Annotated in this window: 14 protein-coding genes and 1 tRNA gene; 7 read left to right on the top strand and 8 right to left on the bottom strand. The window is 69.5% G+C overall.

Annotated features, from left to right (window positions below):
- Together AC5Y4Q_RS10770 and AC5Y4Q_RS10765 are read right to left on the bottom strand one after the other, a co-directional pair.
- Nucleotides 1-912 (bottom strand): ROK family protein, encoded by a 912-nt coding sequence (locus AC5Y4Q_RS10770; protein WP_064920027.1) that lies wholly within the window; start codon nt 910-912, stop codon nt 1-3.
- Complete coding sequence (locus AC5Y4Q_RS10765; protein WP_499958912.1) at nt 912-5078, bottom strand: glycoside hydrolase family 38 N-terminal domain-containing protein; 4167 nt, start codon at nt 5076-5078, stop codon at nt 912-914. The genes AC5Y4Q_RS10770 and AC5Y4Q_RS10765 overlap by 1 nt, the downstream gene beginning before the upstream one ends.
- 87 nt (nt 5079-5165) lie before the next feature.
- On the opposite strand from AC5Y4Q_RS10765, the gene AC5Y4Q_RS10760 reads away from it, so the two are divergent.
- The 7 genes from AC5Y4Q_RS10760 to AC5Y4Q_RS10730 all read left to right on the top strand — a co-directional run bounded on the left by AC5Y4Q_RS10760 (nt 5166) and on the right by AC5Y4Q_RS10730 (nt 11464).
- Nucleotides 5166-5690, top strand: coding sequence for a DinB family protein (locus AC5Y4Q_RS10760; protein WP_064920029.1), 525 nt, complete (start codon nt 5166-5168; stop codon nt 5688-5690).
- Nucleotides 5691-5693: 3 nt separating this feature from the next.
- Complete coding sequence (locus AC5Y4Q_RS10755; RefSeq protein WP_082952451.1) at nt 5694-6296, top strand: DinB family protein; 603 nt, start codon at nt 5694-5696, stop codon at nt 6294-6296.
- Nucleotides 6296-7219: an alpha/beta fold hydrolase gene (locus tag AC5Y4Q_RS10750; protein ID WP_064920031.1), complete on the top strand. Its 924-nt coding sequence runs from the start codon at nt 6296-6298 to the stop codon at nt 7217-7219. Before AC5Y4Q_RS10755 ends, AC5Y4Q_RS10750 begins: the two co-directional genes overlap by 1 nt.
- The gene (locus AC5Y4Q_RS10745) at nt 7216-8562 is read left to right on the top strand and encodes an ABC1 kinase family protein (protein ID WP_499958910.1); all 1347 of its coding nucleotides are present in this window, start codon (nt 7216-7218) and stop codon (nt 8560-8562) included. Before AC5Y4Q_RS10750 ends, AC5Y4Q_RS10745 begins: the two co-directional genes overlap by 4 nt.
- A 4-nt stretch (nt 8563-8566) precedes the next feature.
- Nucleotides 8567-9472 (top strand): alpha/beta fold hydrolase, encoded by a 906-nt coding sequence (locus tag AC5Y4Q_RS10740; protein WP_064920033.1) that lies wholly within the window; start codon nt 8567-8569, stop codon nt 9470-9472.
- Nucleotides 9473-9556: 84 nt separating this feature from the next.
- The gene (locus AC5Y4Q_RS10735) at nt 9557-10420 is read left to right on the top strand and encodes a cyclopropane mycolic acid synthase family methyltransferase (protein WP_064920034.1); all 864 of its coding nucleotides are present in this window, start codon (nt 9557-9559) and stop codon (nt 10418-10420) included.
- Nucleotides 10421-10573: 153 nt separating this feature from the next.
- Nucleotides 10574-11464 (top strand): cyclopropane mycolic acid synthase family methyltransferase, encoded by an 891-nt coding sequence (locus AC5Y4Q_RS10730; RefSeq protein WP_065019234.1) that lies wholly within the window; start codon nt 10574-10576, stop codon nt 11462-11464.
- Between the two features lie 83 nt (nt 11465-11547).
- On the opposite strand, the gene rplA is transcribed toward AC5Y4Q_RS10730, so the two are convergent.
- The 6 genes from rplA to hadC form a co-directional block, all read right to left on the bottom strand.
- The gene (rplA, locus tag AC5Y4Q_RS10725; RefSeq protein ID WP_064924206.1) at nt 11548-12255 is read right to left on the bottom strand and encodes a 50S ribosomal protein L1; all 708 of its coding nucleotides are present in this window, start codon (nt 12253-12255) and stop codon (nt 11548-11550) included.
- 149 nt (nt 12256-12404) lie between these two features.
- Nucleotides 12405-12833: a 50S ribosomal protein L11 gene (gene rplK, locus AC5Y4Q_RS10720; RefSeq protein WP_064924205.1), complete on the bottom strand. Its 429-nt coding sequence runs from the start codon at nt 12831-12833 to the stop codon at nt 12405-12407.
- A gap of 25 nt (nt 12834-12858) precedes the next feature.
- Entirely contained in the window at nt 12859-13650 is a 792-nt protein-coding gene (gene nusG, locus AC5Y4Q_RS10715; protein ID WP_064924204.1) for a transcription termination/antitermination protein NusG, read from the bottom strand.
- Nucleotides 13651-13673: 23 nt separating this feature from the next.
- Nucleotides 13674-14123 carry a preprotein translocase subunit SecE gene (secE, locus tag AC5Y4Q_RS10710; protein ID WP_064924203.1) on the bottom strand — a complete coding sequence of 150 codons (450 nt, stop codon included), beginning with the start codon at nt 14121-14123 and terminating at the stop codon, nt 13674-13676.
- An 86-nt stretch (nt 14124-14209) separates the two neighbouring features.
- Nucleotides 14210-14282: transfer RNA gene (locus AC5Y4Q_RS10705), tRNA-Trp, on the bottom strand.
- A gap of 157 nt (nt 14283-14439) precedes the next feature.
- Nucleotides 14440-14940 carry a (3R)-hydroxyacyl-ACP dehydratase subunit HadC gene (gene hadC / locus AC5Y4Q_RS10700; RefSeq protein ID WP_064924202.1) on the bottom strand — a complete coding sequence of 167 codons (501 nt, stop codon included), beginning with the start codon at nt 14938-14940 and terminating at the stop codon, nt 14440-14442.
- Between the last annotated feature and the right edge of the window lies 1 nt (nt 14941).

The following is a 14941-nucleotide window of genomic DNA, read 5'->3' as shown; positions in this document are numbered from 1 at the left end:
TCAACGAAGGGTGGCCAGCGCCGCCGCGCCCACCAGGCCGGCTTCGCCGCCGAGTTCGGCGGGTATCACCTGCAGCCCGGCCAGGAAGTCCAACCCGGCATAGTCGGCGAGCGCCGCCCGCAGCGGATCGAACAGCAGTGCACCGGATTTGGCGACTCCCCCGCCGATCACCACCAGGTCCAGATCGCAGACGGCGGCCACCGAGGCGATCATCGCCGCCAGCGCGTGGGTGCCGCGCCGGTAGGCCCGCAGCGCCACCGGGTCACCGGCCAGCGCGGCCGCCCCCAGCGCCTTGGCGTCGGCGGCGGCTTCCGGCGTCCACCCCTTGGCCAGCGCCCAGCGCACCATCGCCGGACCCGAGGCGATGGTCTCCACGCAGCCCCGGCCGCCGCAGCGGCACGGTTCGCCGTCGGCGTCGACGACGACGTGCCCGACGTGCCCGGCGTTGCCGGTGCGGCCCTGGAAGGGCGCGCCGTCGAGCACCAGACCACCACCCACCCCGGTTGAGACCACCATGCCGAGCATCGAACGCGTCCCCCGCCCGGCCCCGTGCCGGTGTTCGCCGAGGGCCATGCAGACGCCGTCGCCGCCCAACCGGACCGGCACGCCCGGTACCGCGGCGGCCACCCGGTCGCGCAGGGCGAACCCGCGCCAGCCGGGGATGTTGACCGGGCTGACGGTGCCGGCGTTGACGTCGATGGGGCCGGCCGAGCCGATCCCGACCGCCCTGACCCGCCCGCCGGCTCGGGCCAGCACGTCGTCGAGCAGCTCGGCCACCACCGCCCACACCGCCTCGGCACCCTGATCGCCGGGGGTGGGCCGGGTGGCGGCGTAGGTCAGTGCTCCATCGGTAGCGACCAGGCCGGCCGCGATCTTGGTGCCGCCGACGTCCAGCGCGAGAACGTCGGCCATCAGCAAAGACTCCCGGGGTCCGGGGCCAGCACCGTCATCCGCACCGCCGGCGAGTAGACCAGTGCGCCCGCCGCGGCGAGGCGGACCAACGCCCACCAGGCGCCGGGCCTCGTCCCTGCCGGCGGGCTCAGCGTGAACTCGACTTCGACGCTGCCGCGGGCCGGGACCAGCGCGCCCACCGCGGCCGGCCCGGCCCACTCCCAGGCACCCCAGGGGGTGATCAGGTGCGCCTCGGCCGCCAGGTCGGCGTGGGCATCGGTGCCGACGATGACGTTCAGCCGTGCGGTGCGCCCGGCGGTCACCGCTATGTCGGACAGGCCGTCGACATGGAGCAGCCGGTCGGCTCCCGCATCGCCGACGCGCACCACCGCTACGTCTTCGATCGGCTGCCGCCAGGCCCGCGGCACGTCTGCGGGGAGGTCGAGTCGGGCGCGGATCGGGTAGAGCCCCGGCGCGGCATCGGCCGGCACCGACACCGCCACCGGGATACCGGTGTGCTCCCCGGCCTCCAGCCGCACCGGATGCGCGCCGGGGGTGGCCGCCCAGCCGCGCGGGCACTCGCACGTCACTGCGCCGGCCAGGGGCGCGTCGACGCTGTCGCTGGCCACGCTCAGCTCCAGAGTGAGCTGAGCACCCGGCACGGCGTCCACCCGGTGCGGGTGCAGCGCCGGGGTCACCGGCTGGCCGCCCAGGGGCGCCGGCCCGCGATTGTGCAGCCAGTAGCGGGCGTACAGCGGCTGGGCGGCCTCGGAGTCGGGGGCCAGGCGGGCGCAGCCGAGATCCAAGCGTTCGATGTCCAGCCGGGCCGTGACGGTGGCGATCTCGTAGCCGTGCAACCGGTTCGGGTCGGGGTGTTCGCGCGGCTGCTCGAGCAGGTCGGCGCGGCCCAGCACACTCACCGGGCCCAGGTCGCTGCCCAGCATCACCGCGGCGCCGGCGCCGTGGGCCTCCACCAGCCGCAGGCTGACCGTCGTGGGGTCGACGGGATACGCGCTGCCGCGCGCCGTCGGGTTGCCGGCCGCTTTGAGCGCGCCCAAGGCCACCGCGCCGGCCGGCTCGACCCGCAGCAGCGAGCCACGCGGCGGCAGCGGGCCCGCTCCCCCGGCCACCGCGATGGCCCGTAGCGGGTCGGCGAACTCGGCGCCGCGCGCCGGGATCTTCGCCTCGCGCCAGTCACCGTCGCCGGCGACCAGCGCGTAGTCGAAGGTATGCGTCCAGTGCTGCAGCTGGAACGCGCTGCCGTCGGGTGCGGTGCGGCGCGGGTCGTCGGTCCAGGCCGCCGAGGGCCAGCTGGTGCAGGACCGCATCAAGGCGGTGTGCAGCGTGCCGGCGCGGTCGACGGCGAAGCTGGGCACGCCACGGTTGATCAGCGCGACGGTGCGCGCCTCGAACGGCTCCATCTCGGAGCGGACGTCCTGGTCCACCACGATCTCGTGGTCGGCCAGATCCTCGGCCACCCGGGCGATCTCGGCGGCCAGGCCGGCGGCGTCGCGGGCGGCGACCACCAGCACCGGCAGGGCCCGCGGGCCGCTGAGATCGACCACCCCGTCTCGGGCGACCCAGACCTCGGTGAGGGGTTTTTCCGCGGGCACCCACACCCGGGCCCGGCCGTGCTTGTCGAGCTGCCGGTGCAACTCGGCGGTGTAGTCCGGGTCGGCGGCGGCCAGCACCGCCTCGGTGAACGCATTGGCATCGGGTCCGCCCAGCGCGATCCGGACATCCGGCAGGTTGGAGTCGACGTCGAGGTTGCCGTAGCGGGGCCCGTCGGCCTGCGAACAGGTGGCGGTGACGCCGGCGCGCACCAGCGCAACCATCAGCGCGCGCGGCGCCGCGCCGATCACCTCGGCCACCGACACCGCCCGGCTGCCGTCGCCGGCGCTGACCCGCGCCGTTGCCGACAGCCCGAACCAGCGGTGGGCCGGGGTGTCCAGGGTCCACGGGCACTGGGCGGTGTCCACCGAGCGTCCGCTCGGCTCGTGCAACAAACCGAATCCGCGGCCGATGACGGCGTCGGCCACCTCGGCGACCGGCAGCGCGCCGGGCACCGGACAGGGCCAGCGCAGCCGCAGCAGGTGGTCGGCGCCGGTGAACTCATCGATGGTGGTGGAGCAGTCCACCCGGTCCACGCCGTGCCAGAGCGTCAGCGTCTGGGTGTAGGACAGCAGGTTGCGGATCCGCCCCGAGACCACCAGCCGCTCCCCCAGCGGTCCGCGGTAAGCCTGCACGGTCACGCCGGTGGCGACCGCCGAGGTGAACAGGTTGCCGCTGGGCACCAGATGCCAAGGGCCTTCCCCGGATTGGGGATGCTTGGGGTATTCGTCGTAGACGGCCAGCTGGTTGCCCAGGCCGCCCGCAGAGATCATCTGCCGGCCCCGATACCGCCACGATGAGATGCCGCCGCCGCGGCCCGGGTCGGCGGTCAGCCGATGGTGTTCGTTACCGATCGCGGTGCCCGGTATCGGCTGCCAGCTCGGTGCGTCCGGCGCGGGAACCAGCCGGTAGGCCCGCCAGCCCAGCGACGGCACGTCGCGGGCCAGCCAGCTGACCGTGGTGCCGTCGTGCTGCACATCGGCGGGAAGTTCGGTGCCGTCGGTATCGATCACCCGCACCCCCGCCGCCAACGGCGTCCGCAGCCGCACGGTGACCACATCGGTGCGGCTGTGCGCCACCGGGTTCCACACCACGGCTCCTTCGTCGGTACCGACCAACCCCGACAGCACCGCCAGGGCGTTGTCGCGGGCCTCGGTGCCCAGCTGCCAGGCGTCGCGCCAGCCGGTCAGCAGGTCCAGGTAGACCTGGTCGGCCTCCGATCCGGTGATGGCGTCGTGGTGGGCGCCGTAGCACAGCTGCGCCCACGCCTTGGCCAGCGCCGCCTCCGGGTACTCGGCGCTGGTCAGCGCGGCGGCGAACACGGCGAAGCGCTCAGCGGCCAGCAGCGCCTGTTCGGCCGCCCGGTTGGCCTGCTTGGTGTCGATGTAGGAGACGTGGCAGCCGGTGTAGATCGGGTTCATGTCGCGGGTCTGGGGGGACGGCGCCTGGCCGCGCTGCTCGAGTTCGGCACGCACCGCGGCGAAGAACTCGCTCGGCAGGGCGCAGACGAATTTCGGCCAGGTGTAGCGCGCGTTCCAGTCCCGGTGGATCTCGGTGACCCAGCGGTTCGGCGGGGTGAAGTCGGTGCCTACCGGCAGCAGCACGTTGCGGGTGGACGCCACCTGCTTGAGGCCGCAGAACAACCGGTAGACCTCGGCCTCGGCGTCGGCCAACGAGTCCTGGGCGTCCATCCACCAGCCGGCCGCGTAGTGCGCGGGCATGTAGTGGGTCAGCAGGCCGCGTCCCGACGGCGAGATCCACTCGAACTCGGATGCGAACTGCATCCGGCGCGCATCGCCTCCGCCGGCCATCGGGCCCCATTGGTGAAACGGTCCGCGCGCCCACGCGCTGGAGCTCAGCCCGGCATCGGCCACCATCCCGGGAAACTGCGGGTCGTGCCCGAACACGTCGAGCTGCCAGGCCGTCTGTGGATCAGCGCCCATGATGCCGCGCTGAAAACCCAAGCCCGCCACCAGGTTCCGGATCGTCGTCTCGGCACCGGTGAGGTTGGTCGAGGGCTCGTTGTAGGTGCCGCCCATCACCTCGACGCGGCCCTGGGACATCAGCCGGCGCAACTCGGCGCGGTCCTGCGGATGGGTGTCCCAGTACGGCTTGAGGTAGTCGACCTCGGCGAGGACGAACTTGTACTCGGGGTGCTCGCGCGCCCAGTCCAGGTGGCCGCGCACCAGGTTGATGCCGTTGGTCTGCCGGCAGGCGCCCAGCGGGTGCTCGGTCCACGCGCTGGTGTAGTTGGCCTGGGTGTTCCACCACACCGGGTCGTAGTGGAAGTGTCCGACCATGAACATCGTCCAGCCGGGCTCGGCGACGGTGAAGGTGAAGCCGGTGCCGTTGACGCTGGCGGCGCGCTGCTGACCCGCCACCGGGTCTGCGACGGTCACCGGCACCTCGACGGCACCGCTGCCGGGTTCTGCGACGGCCTCCCCCGCCAGACCGTCACCCTCCACCCGCACCCGTGCCGGTGCGGCGGCGTCGCGGTAGTCGACCCGGACCAGTTGCACCGGTGCGTCGGCCGGACCGACGAACTTCTCGGTCGATTCGGCGGCGGTCACCTGCATGTCACCAACGTACGGATGTGCGCCCGCGGCACGGCGTCTTTCCGCCACGGCGGCGAAATCGTCTGACGTCCATGCGACGCTCGGGGCATGACGAACCCGACCGCCTACCTGACCGAGCAGCTCGACTGGCACTGGCAAAACCAGCTGCGGCCCCGGTTGGACGGCCTGTCCGACGACGAATACCTGTGGGAACCGGTGCCGGGCTGCTGGACCGTGCACCGCGACGGCGTCGACTTCGAGTACCCCGCGCCGCAGCCGGCGCCGTTCACCACCATCGCCTGGCGGCTGGCGCACGTGACCGTCGGGGTATTCGCGATGCGCAACTATCACCACTTCGGCGGACCGCCGGCCGACTACCAGAGCTGGCCGTATGCGCTCGACGCCGCCACCGCGCTGCAGCAGCTCGACGACGCCTATGCGCGGTGGAGCGCCGGGGTGCGCGGCCTCGACGACGCGGCGCTGGCCCGACCGATCGGCCCAGCGGAGGGCCCCTGGGCCAGCCATACGATGTTCCAGCTGATCTTGCATATCAACCGCGAGGCCATCCACCACGGAGCCGAAATCGCCTGTATCCGTGACCAGTACGCCCACCAAGCCGATCGAAAGGCCTAAACGATGCCCGGACTTGCCCCACCGGTGAGCGATGAGCGCCACGCCCTGCGCGAATTCCTGGCCTATCACCAAAGCGCCTACTTCGCGGTGGCCTACGGCCTCACCGACGAGCAGGCGCGCGCCACCCCGGCGGCCAGCGCCCTGTCGATCGGCGGGCTGATCAAGCACGCCACCGGGATGCAGCGCAGCTGGATGGCCCGCGTCGCCGCAGCGCCGGACGCGCCGCCGGCCGACCCGCGGCCGCGCGAAGAGATCGCCCGCGAATTCCAGGACCAGCACGTGCTGCGGCCGGATGAAACCCTGGCCGGGGCGCTGGAGGCGTTCGCTGCCCAGAACGCCGAGACGCTGCGGCTGGTGGCCGCCGCGGACCTCGACGCGGCGGTGCCGGTGCCACGCGACGCGCCGTGGTTTCCCACCGACATCGATGCGTGGACCGTGCGCTGGGTGTTCCACCACGTGATCAACGAGCTCGCCCGGCACGCCGGACATGCCGACATCATCCGGGAGAGCATCGACGGCGCCACCATGTACGAACTGATCGCCGGGTTCGAGGGCTGGGAGCCGACGGCCTGGCTGCGGCCCTGGAGGCCTGGTAGCAAGGCCTAGTGCAGACCCGGACCGGGCGCGCCGATGCCGGCGGCGTGGAGATCTTCTACGAGGACCTGGGAGCCCCCGACGACCCGGCGGTCGTGCTGATAGCGGGGCTGGCGGCGCAGTTGCCGACGTGGCCGGACGGATTCTGTGCGCTGCTGGTCCGGGCCGGCTACCGGGTGATCCGATTCGACCACCGCGACACCGGGTTGTCGGCCAAGTTCGACGGCCGGCACGCCCCGGACGGCCGCCCCCGGCAAGCCTGGCGCTACCTCCTCGGCCGCACCAGCGCCGTCCCCTACACGCTGGTCGACATGACGCGCGACGTGGTGGCGCTGCTCGACCATCTCGGCATTGCCCGCGCCCATGTCGTCGGCGCCTCGATGGGCGGCATGATCGCCCAGATCCTGGCCGCCACCGAGCCGGACCGGGTGGCATCGCTGGGCGTCATCATGGCGACCACCGGCAAGCGGATCTTCACCGCGCCACCGGCCTGGCGCCTGCTCAAACTGGCCTTGCAAGCACCGCCGTCCGACGCCGCCCCACAAGACAGGCTGGACTTCGAGGTGCGCCATCTGGCCACGCTCAACGGCCCGGTCGTCGCGCCGTCACCGGCCGAGCTGCACGCCCGGGTGCGCCACCTCCAAGAACGCTGCAGCTACCCGGAGGGGCTGCGGCGCCACGTCGACGCCGTGTTGGGGACCGGCAGCCTGCTGCGGTACTCCCGCGCGATCACCGCCCCGACGGTGGTGCTGCACGGATCGGCCGACCCGATGCTGCGGCCGGCCCACGGCCGCGCGGTGGCCGCCGCGATCCCGGGCGCGCGGTTCGTGCTGGTCGAGGGTATGGGCCACGACCTGCCGGCCGCGGTGTGGCAGCCGGTCGCCGGGGCGCTGACGCAGAACTTCCGCGACGGATTTGGCAGACTGCAGCAATGAGTTCGACCCCGCCTCGCCAGGTGGTCCAGCTCGACCGAGTGCCGTTACCGGTCGAGGCCGCCCGTATCGGTGCGACCGGCTGGCAGCTCACCCGCGCCGCGACCCGGGTCTTCACCCGGCTGCTCGGCCCGGGACCGATCCAGCAGAAGGTGATCCGGGAGCTGCCCCAGACGTTCGCCGACCTGGGACCCACCTACGTCAAGTTCGGCCAGATCATCGCCTCGAGTCCCGGCGCGTTCGGCGAGCCGCTGTCGCGGGAGTTCCGCGGATTGCTGGACGCCGTGCCGCCGGCCGACCCGGCCGCCGTACACAACCTGTTCGTCGAGGACCTGGGCGCCGAACCGCAACAGCTGTTCGCCAAGTTCGACGAGACCCCGATCGCGTCGGCGTCCATCGCCCAGGTCCACTTCGCCACCCTGCACAGCGGCGAGGACGTCGTCGTCAAGATCCAGCGCCCGGGCATCCGCCGCCGGGTCGCCGCCGACCTGCAGATCCTCAAACGGTTCGCGCAGCTCGTGGAGCTGGCCAAGCTGGGCCGCCGGTTGTCCGCCCAGGACGTCGTCGCCGACTTCTCCGACAACCTTGCCGAGGAACTGGACTTCCGCATCGAGGCGCAGTCCATGCAGACCTGGGTCTCGCACCTGCACGCCTCGCCGCTGGGCCGCAACATCAAGGTGCCCGACGTGCACTGGGACTTCACCAGCGAGCGGGTGCTGACCATGGAACGGGTGTCGGGCATCCGCATCGACGACGCGCCGGCCATCCGCAAGGCCGGCTTCGACGGCGTGGAGCTGGTCAAGGCGCTGCTGTTCTCCACATTCGAGGGCGGGCTGCGGCACGGCCTGTTCCACGGCGACCTGCACGCCGGGAACCTGCTGGTCGACGACCAGGGCCGGGTGGTGTTCCTGGACTTCGGGATCATGGGCCGCATCGATCCGCGCACCCGCTGGCTGCTGCGCGAGCTGGTGTACGCGCTGCTGGTCAAGAAGGATCACGCCGCGGCCGGCAAGATCGTGGTGCTGATGGGCGCGGTCGGCACGGTCAAACCCGAGGGCCAGGCGGCCAAGGACCTGGAGGCGTTCGCCACCCCGTTGACGATGAAGTCGTTGGGCGACATGTCCTACGCCGAGATCGGCCGGCAGCTCGGCGCGCTGGCCGACGCCTACGACGTCAAGCTGCCGCGCGAGCTGGTGCTGATCGGCAAGCAGTTCCTGTACGTGGAGCGCTACATGAAGCTGCTGGCGCCACGCTGGCAGATGATGTCGGACCCGCAGCTGACCGGCTACTTCGCCAACTTCATGGTCGACGTCAGCCGCGAACACAAAGAGTCACCGGAGGTATAGCCCCGTGGAAGTGCGCAGCGGTACCGCCCGCTCGGGGGACCTGGACATCTATTACGAGGACCTGGGCAGCGTCGACGACCCGCCGGTGCTGCTGGTGATGGGCCTGGGCGCCCAGTTGCTGCTGTGGCGCACCGGGTTCTGCGAGAAGCTGGTCGCCCAGGGCCTGCGGGTGATCCGTTACGACAACCGGGATGTGGGGTTGTCCACCAAGCTGGGCCGCAAACACGCCCACGGTGCCCTGGTGCTGCGGATGGCCCGGTTCTGGCTGGGCAAGCGCAGCCCGGCCGTCTACACCCTGGAAGACATGGCCGACGACGCCGCCGCCCTGCTGGACCACCTGGGCATCGACAAGGCGCACGTGGTCGGCGCCTCGATGGGCGGGATGATCGCGCAGGTGTTCGCGGCCCGGTTCGCCGACCGAACCCGGTCGCTGGGGGTGATCTTCTCCAGCAACAACCGGCGCTTCCTGCCGCCGCCGGCGCCGCGTGCACTGCTGGCGCTGCTGTCGGGGCCGCCGCCGGACTCGCCACGCGAGGTGATCATCGACAACGCCGTGCGGGCCAGCCGGATCATCGGTAGCCCCGGCTACCCGACGCCGGAGGAGCAGCTGCGGGCCAACGTCATCGAGGCCTACGAACGCAGCTACTACCCGTGGGGCATCGCCCGGCAGTTCGGCGCCATCCTGGCCAGCGGCAGCCTGGCCGCCTACGACCGGCTGATCACCGCGCCGACGGTGGTCATCCACGGGCTGGCCGACAAGCTGATGCGCCCGTCGGGAGGACGGGCGATCGCCGACGCGATCGACCGCGCCCGGCTGGTGCTGTTCGAGGGCATGGGCCATGACCTGCCCGAGGAGCTGTGGGACCCGGTGATCAGCGAGCTGACCACGACCTTTGCCGCCGCCCGATAGCTAATTATCAGGTTGGCTACGGCGGATTGTAGGATGTCGGAGCCTCTCCACTATTTCCCCTGAAGATCGCGAGTGAATCTAGCCATGCCGAAATTGGAACCGAAGTACGAGGAACTGCAGTCGATCTACGACATCTCGAACGAGTTCTTCGAACTGTTCCTGGGTCCCACGATGGGCTACACCTGCGGGTACTACGAGCGTGAGGACAGCACCCGCGACGAAGCGCAGACCGCCAAATTCGACCTGGCGCTGGGCAAGCTGGACCTGCGCCCGGGGATGACGTTGCTCGACATCGGTTGCGGCTGGGGGGGCGGCATGCAGCGGGCGATGGAGAAGTTCGACGTCAACGTCATCGGGCTCACACTGAGCGAGCGGCAGCGCGAGTACGCGATCGAGAAGCTGTCCAAGGTCGACAGCAACCGCAGCTTCGAGGTGCGGCTGCAGGGCTGGGAGGAGTTCACCGGCAAGGTGGACCGGATCGTGTCGATCGGCGCCTTCGAGCACTTCGGCCGCAAGCGCTACCCGGAGTTCTTCAAGATCGCCTACGACGCGCTGCCCGACGGCGGCCGGATGCTGCTGCACACCATCACCGCGATCACCGGTCAGGACGAGGCGCAGCGCAAGGGCATCCCGCTGACCATGGACCTGGCCAAGTTCACCCTGTTCATCATGAAGGAGATCTTCCCGGGCGGGCAGCTGCCGTCGGCGGAGATGCCGCGGGTGTTCGCCGCCGAGGCCGGGTTCCGCTGCACGCGCGACGACGAGATCGGGCCGAATTACGCCCCGACACTTCGGGATTGGGCCGCGGCGCTGGCCGCGCACAAGGAGGAGGCGCTGGCCCTGCAGGGCCAAGAGGTCTACGACCGCTACGAGAAGTACCTCAACGGCTGCATCAAGCTGTTCCGCGAGGGGTACAACAGCGTCCACCAGTACACGCTGCAGAAGTAGCGTGAGTCGACTCTCCCCGGATCTGGCTTGGCCGCATTTCACGTCAACCGACTCACCCTCGACCGGCTAAGCTGCAACAGTTGACCGTGACGGGCGACACACCACGACACGTCCGGTCACGGCGGGTTACATCAGGAAGGCAACCAGTCACAGATGGCGGAGAAAGCGACACGCGCGGCGGGGATGCGTCCAAAGTTCGAAAACATCCAGGCCCACTATGACCTGTCCGACGACTTCTTCGCGCTGTTCCAGGACCCGAGCCGCACCTACAGCTGTGCGTACTTCGAGCCGCCGGACCTGACGCTGGAGCAGGCACAGGTCGCCAAGGTCGACCTGAACCTGGACAAGCTGGACCTGCGGCCCGGGATGACACTGCTCGACGTCGGCTGCGGCTGGGGCGCGACGATGAAGCGCGCCGTCGAGAAGTACGACGTCAACGTGATCGGGCTGACGCTGTCGAAGAACCAGCACGCCTACTCCCAGCAGCTGCTCGACGAGATCGACACCGAGCGGTCCCGTCGGGTGCTGCTGCAGGGCTGGGAAGAGTTTCAGGAGCCGGTGGACCGGATCGTCTCGATCGAGGCGTTCGAGCACTTCGGTCACGAGAACTACGACAATTTCTTCCAGAACTGCTACCGGATCCTGCCGGCCGACGGCCGGATGGCCATCCAGAGCAGCGTCAGCTTCCACCCCTATGACCTCAACGCGCGCGGCAAGAAGCTGACGTTCGAGACGGCCCGGTTCATCAAGTTCATCCTGACCGAGATCTTCCCGGGCGGGCGGTTGCCCACCACCGAGATGATGATCGAGCACGGCGAAAAGGCTGGTTTCACTGTGCCCGAAGCGATTTCACTGCGGCCGCACTACATCAAGACGCTGCGGATCTGGGGTGACGCGCTGGAAGCCCATCACGACCAGGCCGTCGCGATCCAGTCCGAAGAGGTCTACGAGCGCTACATGAAGTACCTGCGCGGCTGCGAGTACTACTTCACCGACGAAAGCCTCGACGTCAGCCTGGTCAGCTACGTCAAGAGCGCGGCCTGACCAACACGCCGAGCAGTCGCGAAAGCCCCCGATTCCGGAAGGAAACGGGGGCTTTCGCGTCTGCTCGCGCCGACGAAGGGTGACTACTCGGCCGTGAAGTTGCGGGTGACGGTGGGGTCCACCGGGATGCCGGGGCCGGTCGTCGTGGAGATGGTGACCTTCTTGAGGTAGCGGCCCTTCGACGACGACGGCTTGAGCCGCAGCACCTCGTCGAGGGCGGCACCGTAGTTCTCCGCCAGCTTGGACTCCTCGAAGGAGGCCTTGCCGATGACGAAGTGCAGGTTGGCCTGCTTGTCCACCCGGAAGTTGATCTTGCCGCCCTTGATGTCGGAGACCGCCTTGGCGACGTCGGGCGTGACGGTGCCGGTCTTCGGGTTGGGCATCAGGCCACGCGGGCCCAGCACGCGGGCGATGCGGCCGACCTTGGCCATCTGGTCCGGTGTGGCGATCGCGGCGTCGAAGTCGAGAAAGCCGCCCTGGATCTTCTCGATCAGGTCGTCGCTGCCGACCACGTCGGCGCCGGCGGCGGTGGCCTGCTCGGCCTTCTCACCGACCGCGAACACCGCAACCCGCGCGGTCTTGCCGGTGCCGTGCGGCAGGTTCACGGTGCCGCGCACCATCTGGTCGGCCTTGCGCGGGTCGACGCCGAGCCGGATGGCCACCTCGACGGTGGCGTCCTGCTTGGTCGACGACGTCTCCTTGGCCAGCTTGGCGGCCTGCAGCGGGGTGTAGAGGTTGTCGCGGTCCACCTTCTCGGCGGCGGCGCGGTATGCCTTGCTGGTCTTGCTCATCGGTTATCCAATCTCGTGGTTGGTTGTGGTCGGCGGGCCGAAGCTGGCCCTCCCACTCGACTATTTCTCGTCGAATAAGCCCTTCGCATTCCTACGCTGGGCCTCGTTCCTCGGCCCGCTTCGTCGTGCTCAGGTCTATTCGGCGAAGATCATTCGACGGTGATGCCCATCGAGCGGGCGGTCCCGGCGATGATCTTGGCCCCCGCCTCGACGTCGTTGGCGTTGAGGTCGGCCTTCTTGGTCTCGGCGATCTCGCGGACCTGGTCCCAGGTCACCTTGGCGACCTTGGTCTTGTGCGGCTCGGCCGAGCCCTTGGCGATGCCGGCGGCCTTGAGCAGCAGCCGCGCCGCGGGCGGGGTCTTGAGCGCGAAGGTGAAGCTGCGGTCCTCGTAGACGGTGATCTCCACCGGGATGACGTTGCCGCGCTGGCTCTCTGTCGCGGCGTTGTACGCCTTGCAGAACTCCATGATGTTGACGCCGTGCTGACCGAGCGCGGGTCCGACCGGCGGCGCGGGGTTGGCCTGGCCGGCTTCGATCTGAAGCTTGATCAGCCCGGCGACCTTCTTCTTCGGGGCCATGAGTGGGGTGTTCCTTTCCTACGTACTAGATCTTGGAGACCTGGTTAAAGGTCAGTTCCACAGGCGTCTCGCGGCCGAAGATGGACACCAGCACCTTGAGCTTCTGTTGTTCGGCGTTGACCTCGCTGATCGAGGCGGGCAGCGTGGCGAACGGGCCGTCCATGACGGTGACCGACTCGCCGACCTCGTAGTCGACCTCGATGACCGGCCGCTCCAGACCGCCCTCGGTCGCGGCCGCCGCGGTACTTGCCGCACCACGCGCCTGCTTCTTGGCCGCCCCCTGCGGCAGCAGGAACTTCACCACGTCGTCCAGCGGCAGCGACGTCGGTCGCGAGGTGGCGCCGACGAACCCGGTGACGCCGGGGGTGTTGCGCACCGCCGACCAGGAGTCGTCGGTCAGATCCATCCGCACCAGGATGTAGCCCGGCAACACCTTGCGGTTGACCTGCTTGCGCTGGCCGTTCTTGATCTCGGTGACCTCTTCGGTGGGCACCTCCACCTGGAAGATGTAGTCGCCGACGTCGAGGTTCTGCACGCGGGTCTCGAGGTTGGCCTTCACCTTGTTCTCGTAGCCGGCGTAGGAGTGGATGACGTACCAATCGCCCGGCTTGGTGCGCAGTTCGGCCTTCAGTGCGGCCGCGGGGTCGAGTTCCTCGGTGGGCTCGGCCGGTTCGGCGTCCGCGGCGGCGACCTCCTGGGTCTCAGCGGTCTCGGCAGCCTCAGCAGTCTCTTCAGCCGGGGCCTCGGCAGGCGCCTCGGTGGTTTCCGCCACGTCGACCGGCTCGCCCGCAGGCGTATCGCCGTCGAAGGTAGTCACGGTTGTCAGTCCTTCCTATAACTTCACTCGCCGAACACCAGCAGCACCAGCCGGGCGAATCCGAAGTCCGCACCGGCGACCAAGGCCACCATGAAGACCAGGAACGCCAGCACCACCGCGGTGTAGGTGACCATCTGCTTGCGGTTCGGCCAGATCACCTTGCGAAGTTCGCCGACGACCTGCTTGAGGTAGTTGAAGACGAAGACGAACGGATTGCGCGACGGCCCGTCCGACTTCTTCTTGGCCTTCTTGGCCTTCTTGGTGTCGTCGGCACCCAGCTCGGTCGCCGTGGACTCCAGCTCGGCGCCGTTTGCGTCGGCGGCGTCCCCGCGCCGCCGGGAGCGCTTGCCGGTGGGCCGCAGCGGGTCGCCGACCTGCCTGCTCGCCACGGCCGTGCGACCGGGGCGGACCGGGGAGTCGGCCTCGCTGTCGCCGCCGGCTGCGGCGTCGGGACGGTCGAGCTCGTCGGTCACCGCATGCTCCTTCGTTCTTCTCGCTTACGTAGTGCCGTACCGCACCGGGTGAGTTCCAGTGTCCACTGTCCACCATGGCACGTCAGCAGGGGCGACAGGACTTGAACCTGCAACCTGCGGTTTTGGAGACCGCTGCTCTGCCAGTTGAGCTACGCCCCTTCGCGGTTGGCCGGCCAACCTGCGTTCCGGGATTTCACCTGTGCACCGTCTCCGGCCCACACAATTCGCGCGCTCCCCGTTCGCCTCACGGAAAGCGCGCTAGTGCTGGGAAAACCCCGAGGTCCGAGTGTACCTCGCCGGTGCGGCCAGTTACTAATCAGGCTGTTCGGATGACCTGACCGGATTCGGCATCCCACTTGAGGTTGACCGAATCGTCGCCGTCGTGGCCCATCATCGTGGTGAACGCCTCCAGCACCAGGTCGCCGGCGGGGTCGGTCAAGATGTTGCGGGTCGTCACGATGTCGGCGCCGAACCGTTCGTTCACCGAGGCGATCTCCATCCGGGCGTAGACGATGTCGCCGGCCTTGATCGGCCTGTGGAAGGTGAATCCTTGGTCGACCTGCACCATCTGCATGGTGGTGTAACCGGTGTCGACGTTGCGGAAGAAGTCGGCCTGCACCAGCTTGGCCAGGATCGACACGTAGGTCAGCGGGGCCACCAGCGCGTCGTAGCCGAGCTCGGCCGCGGCAGCCTCCTCGTAGCACGCGGCGTCCTCGCACTTGATCGACTTGGCGAACTCGCGGATCTTCTCGCGGCCCACCACAAAGGGTTCGGGGTAGCGCCAGATCATCCCCCGAATGTCGGTTTTGATCGCCATC

Source organism: Mycobacterium sp. NGS16 (assembly GCF_059813225.1).
The sequence above is the reverse complement of the archived record's forward strand: the minus strand, read 5'-3'. Positions and strand labels throughout refer to the sequence as shown.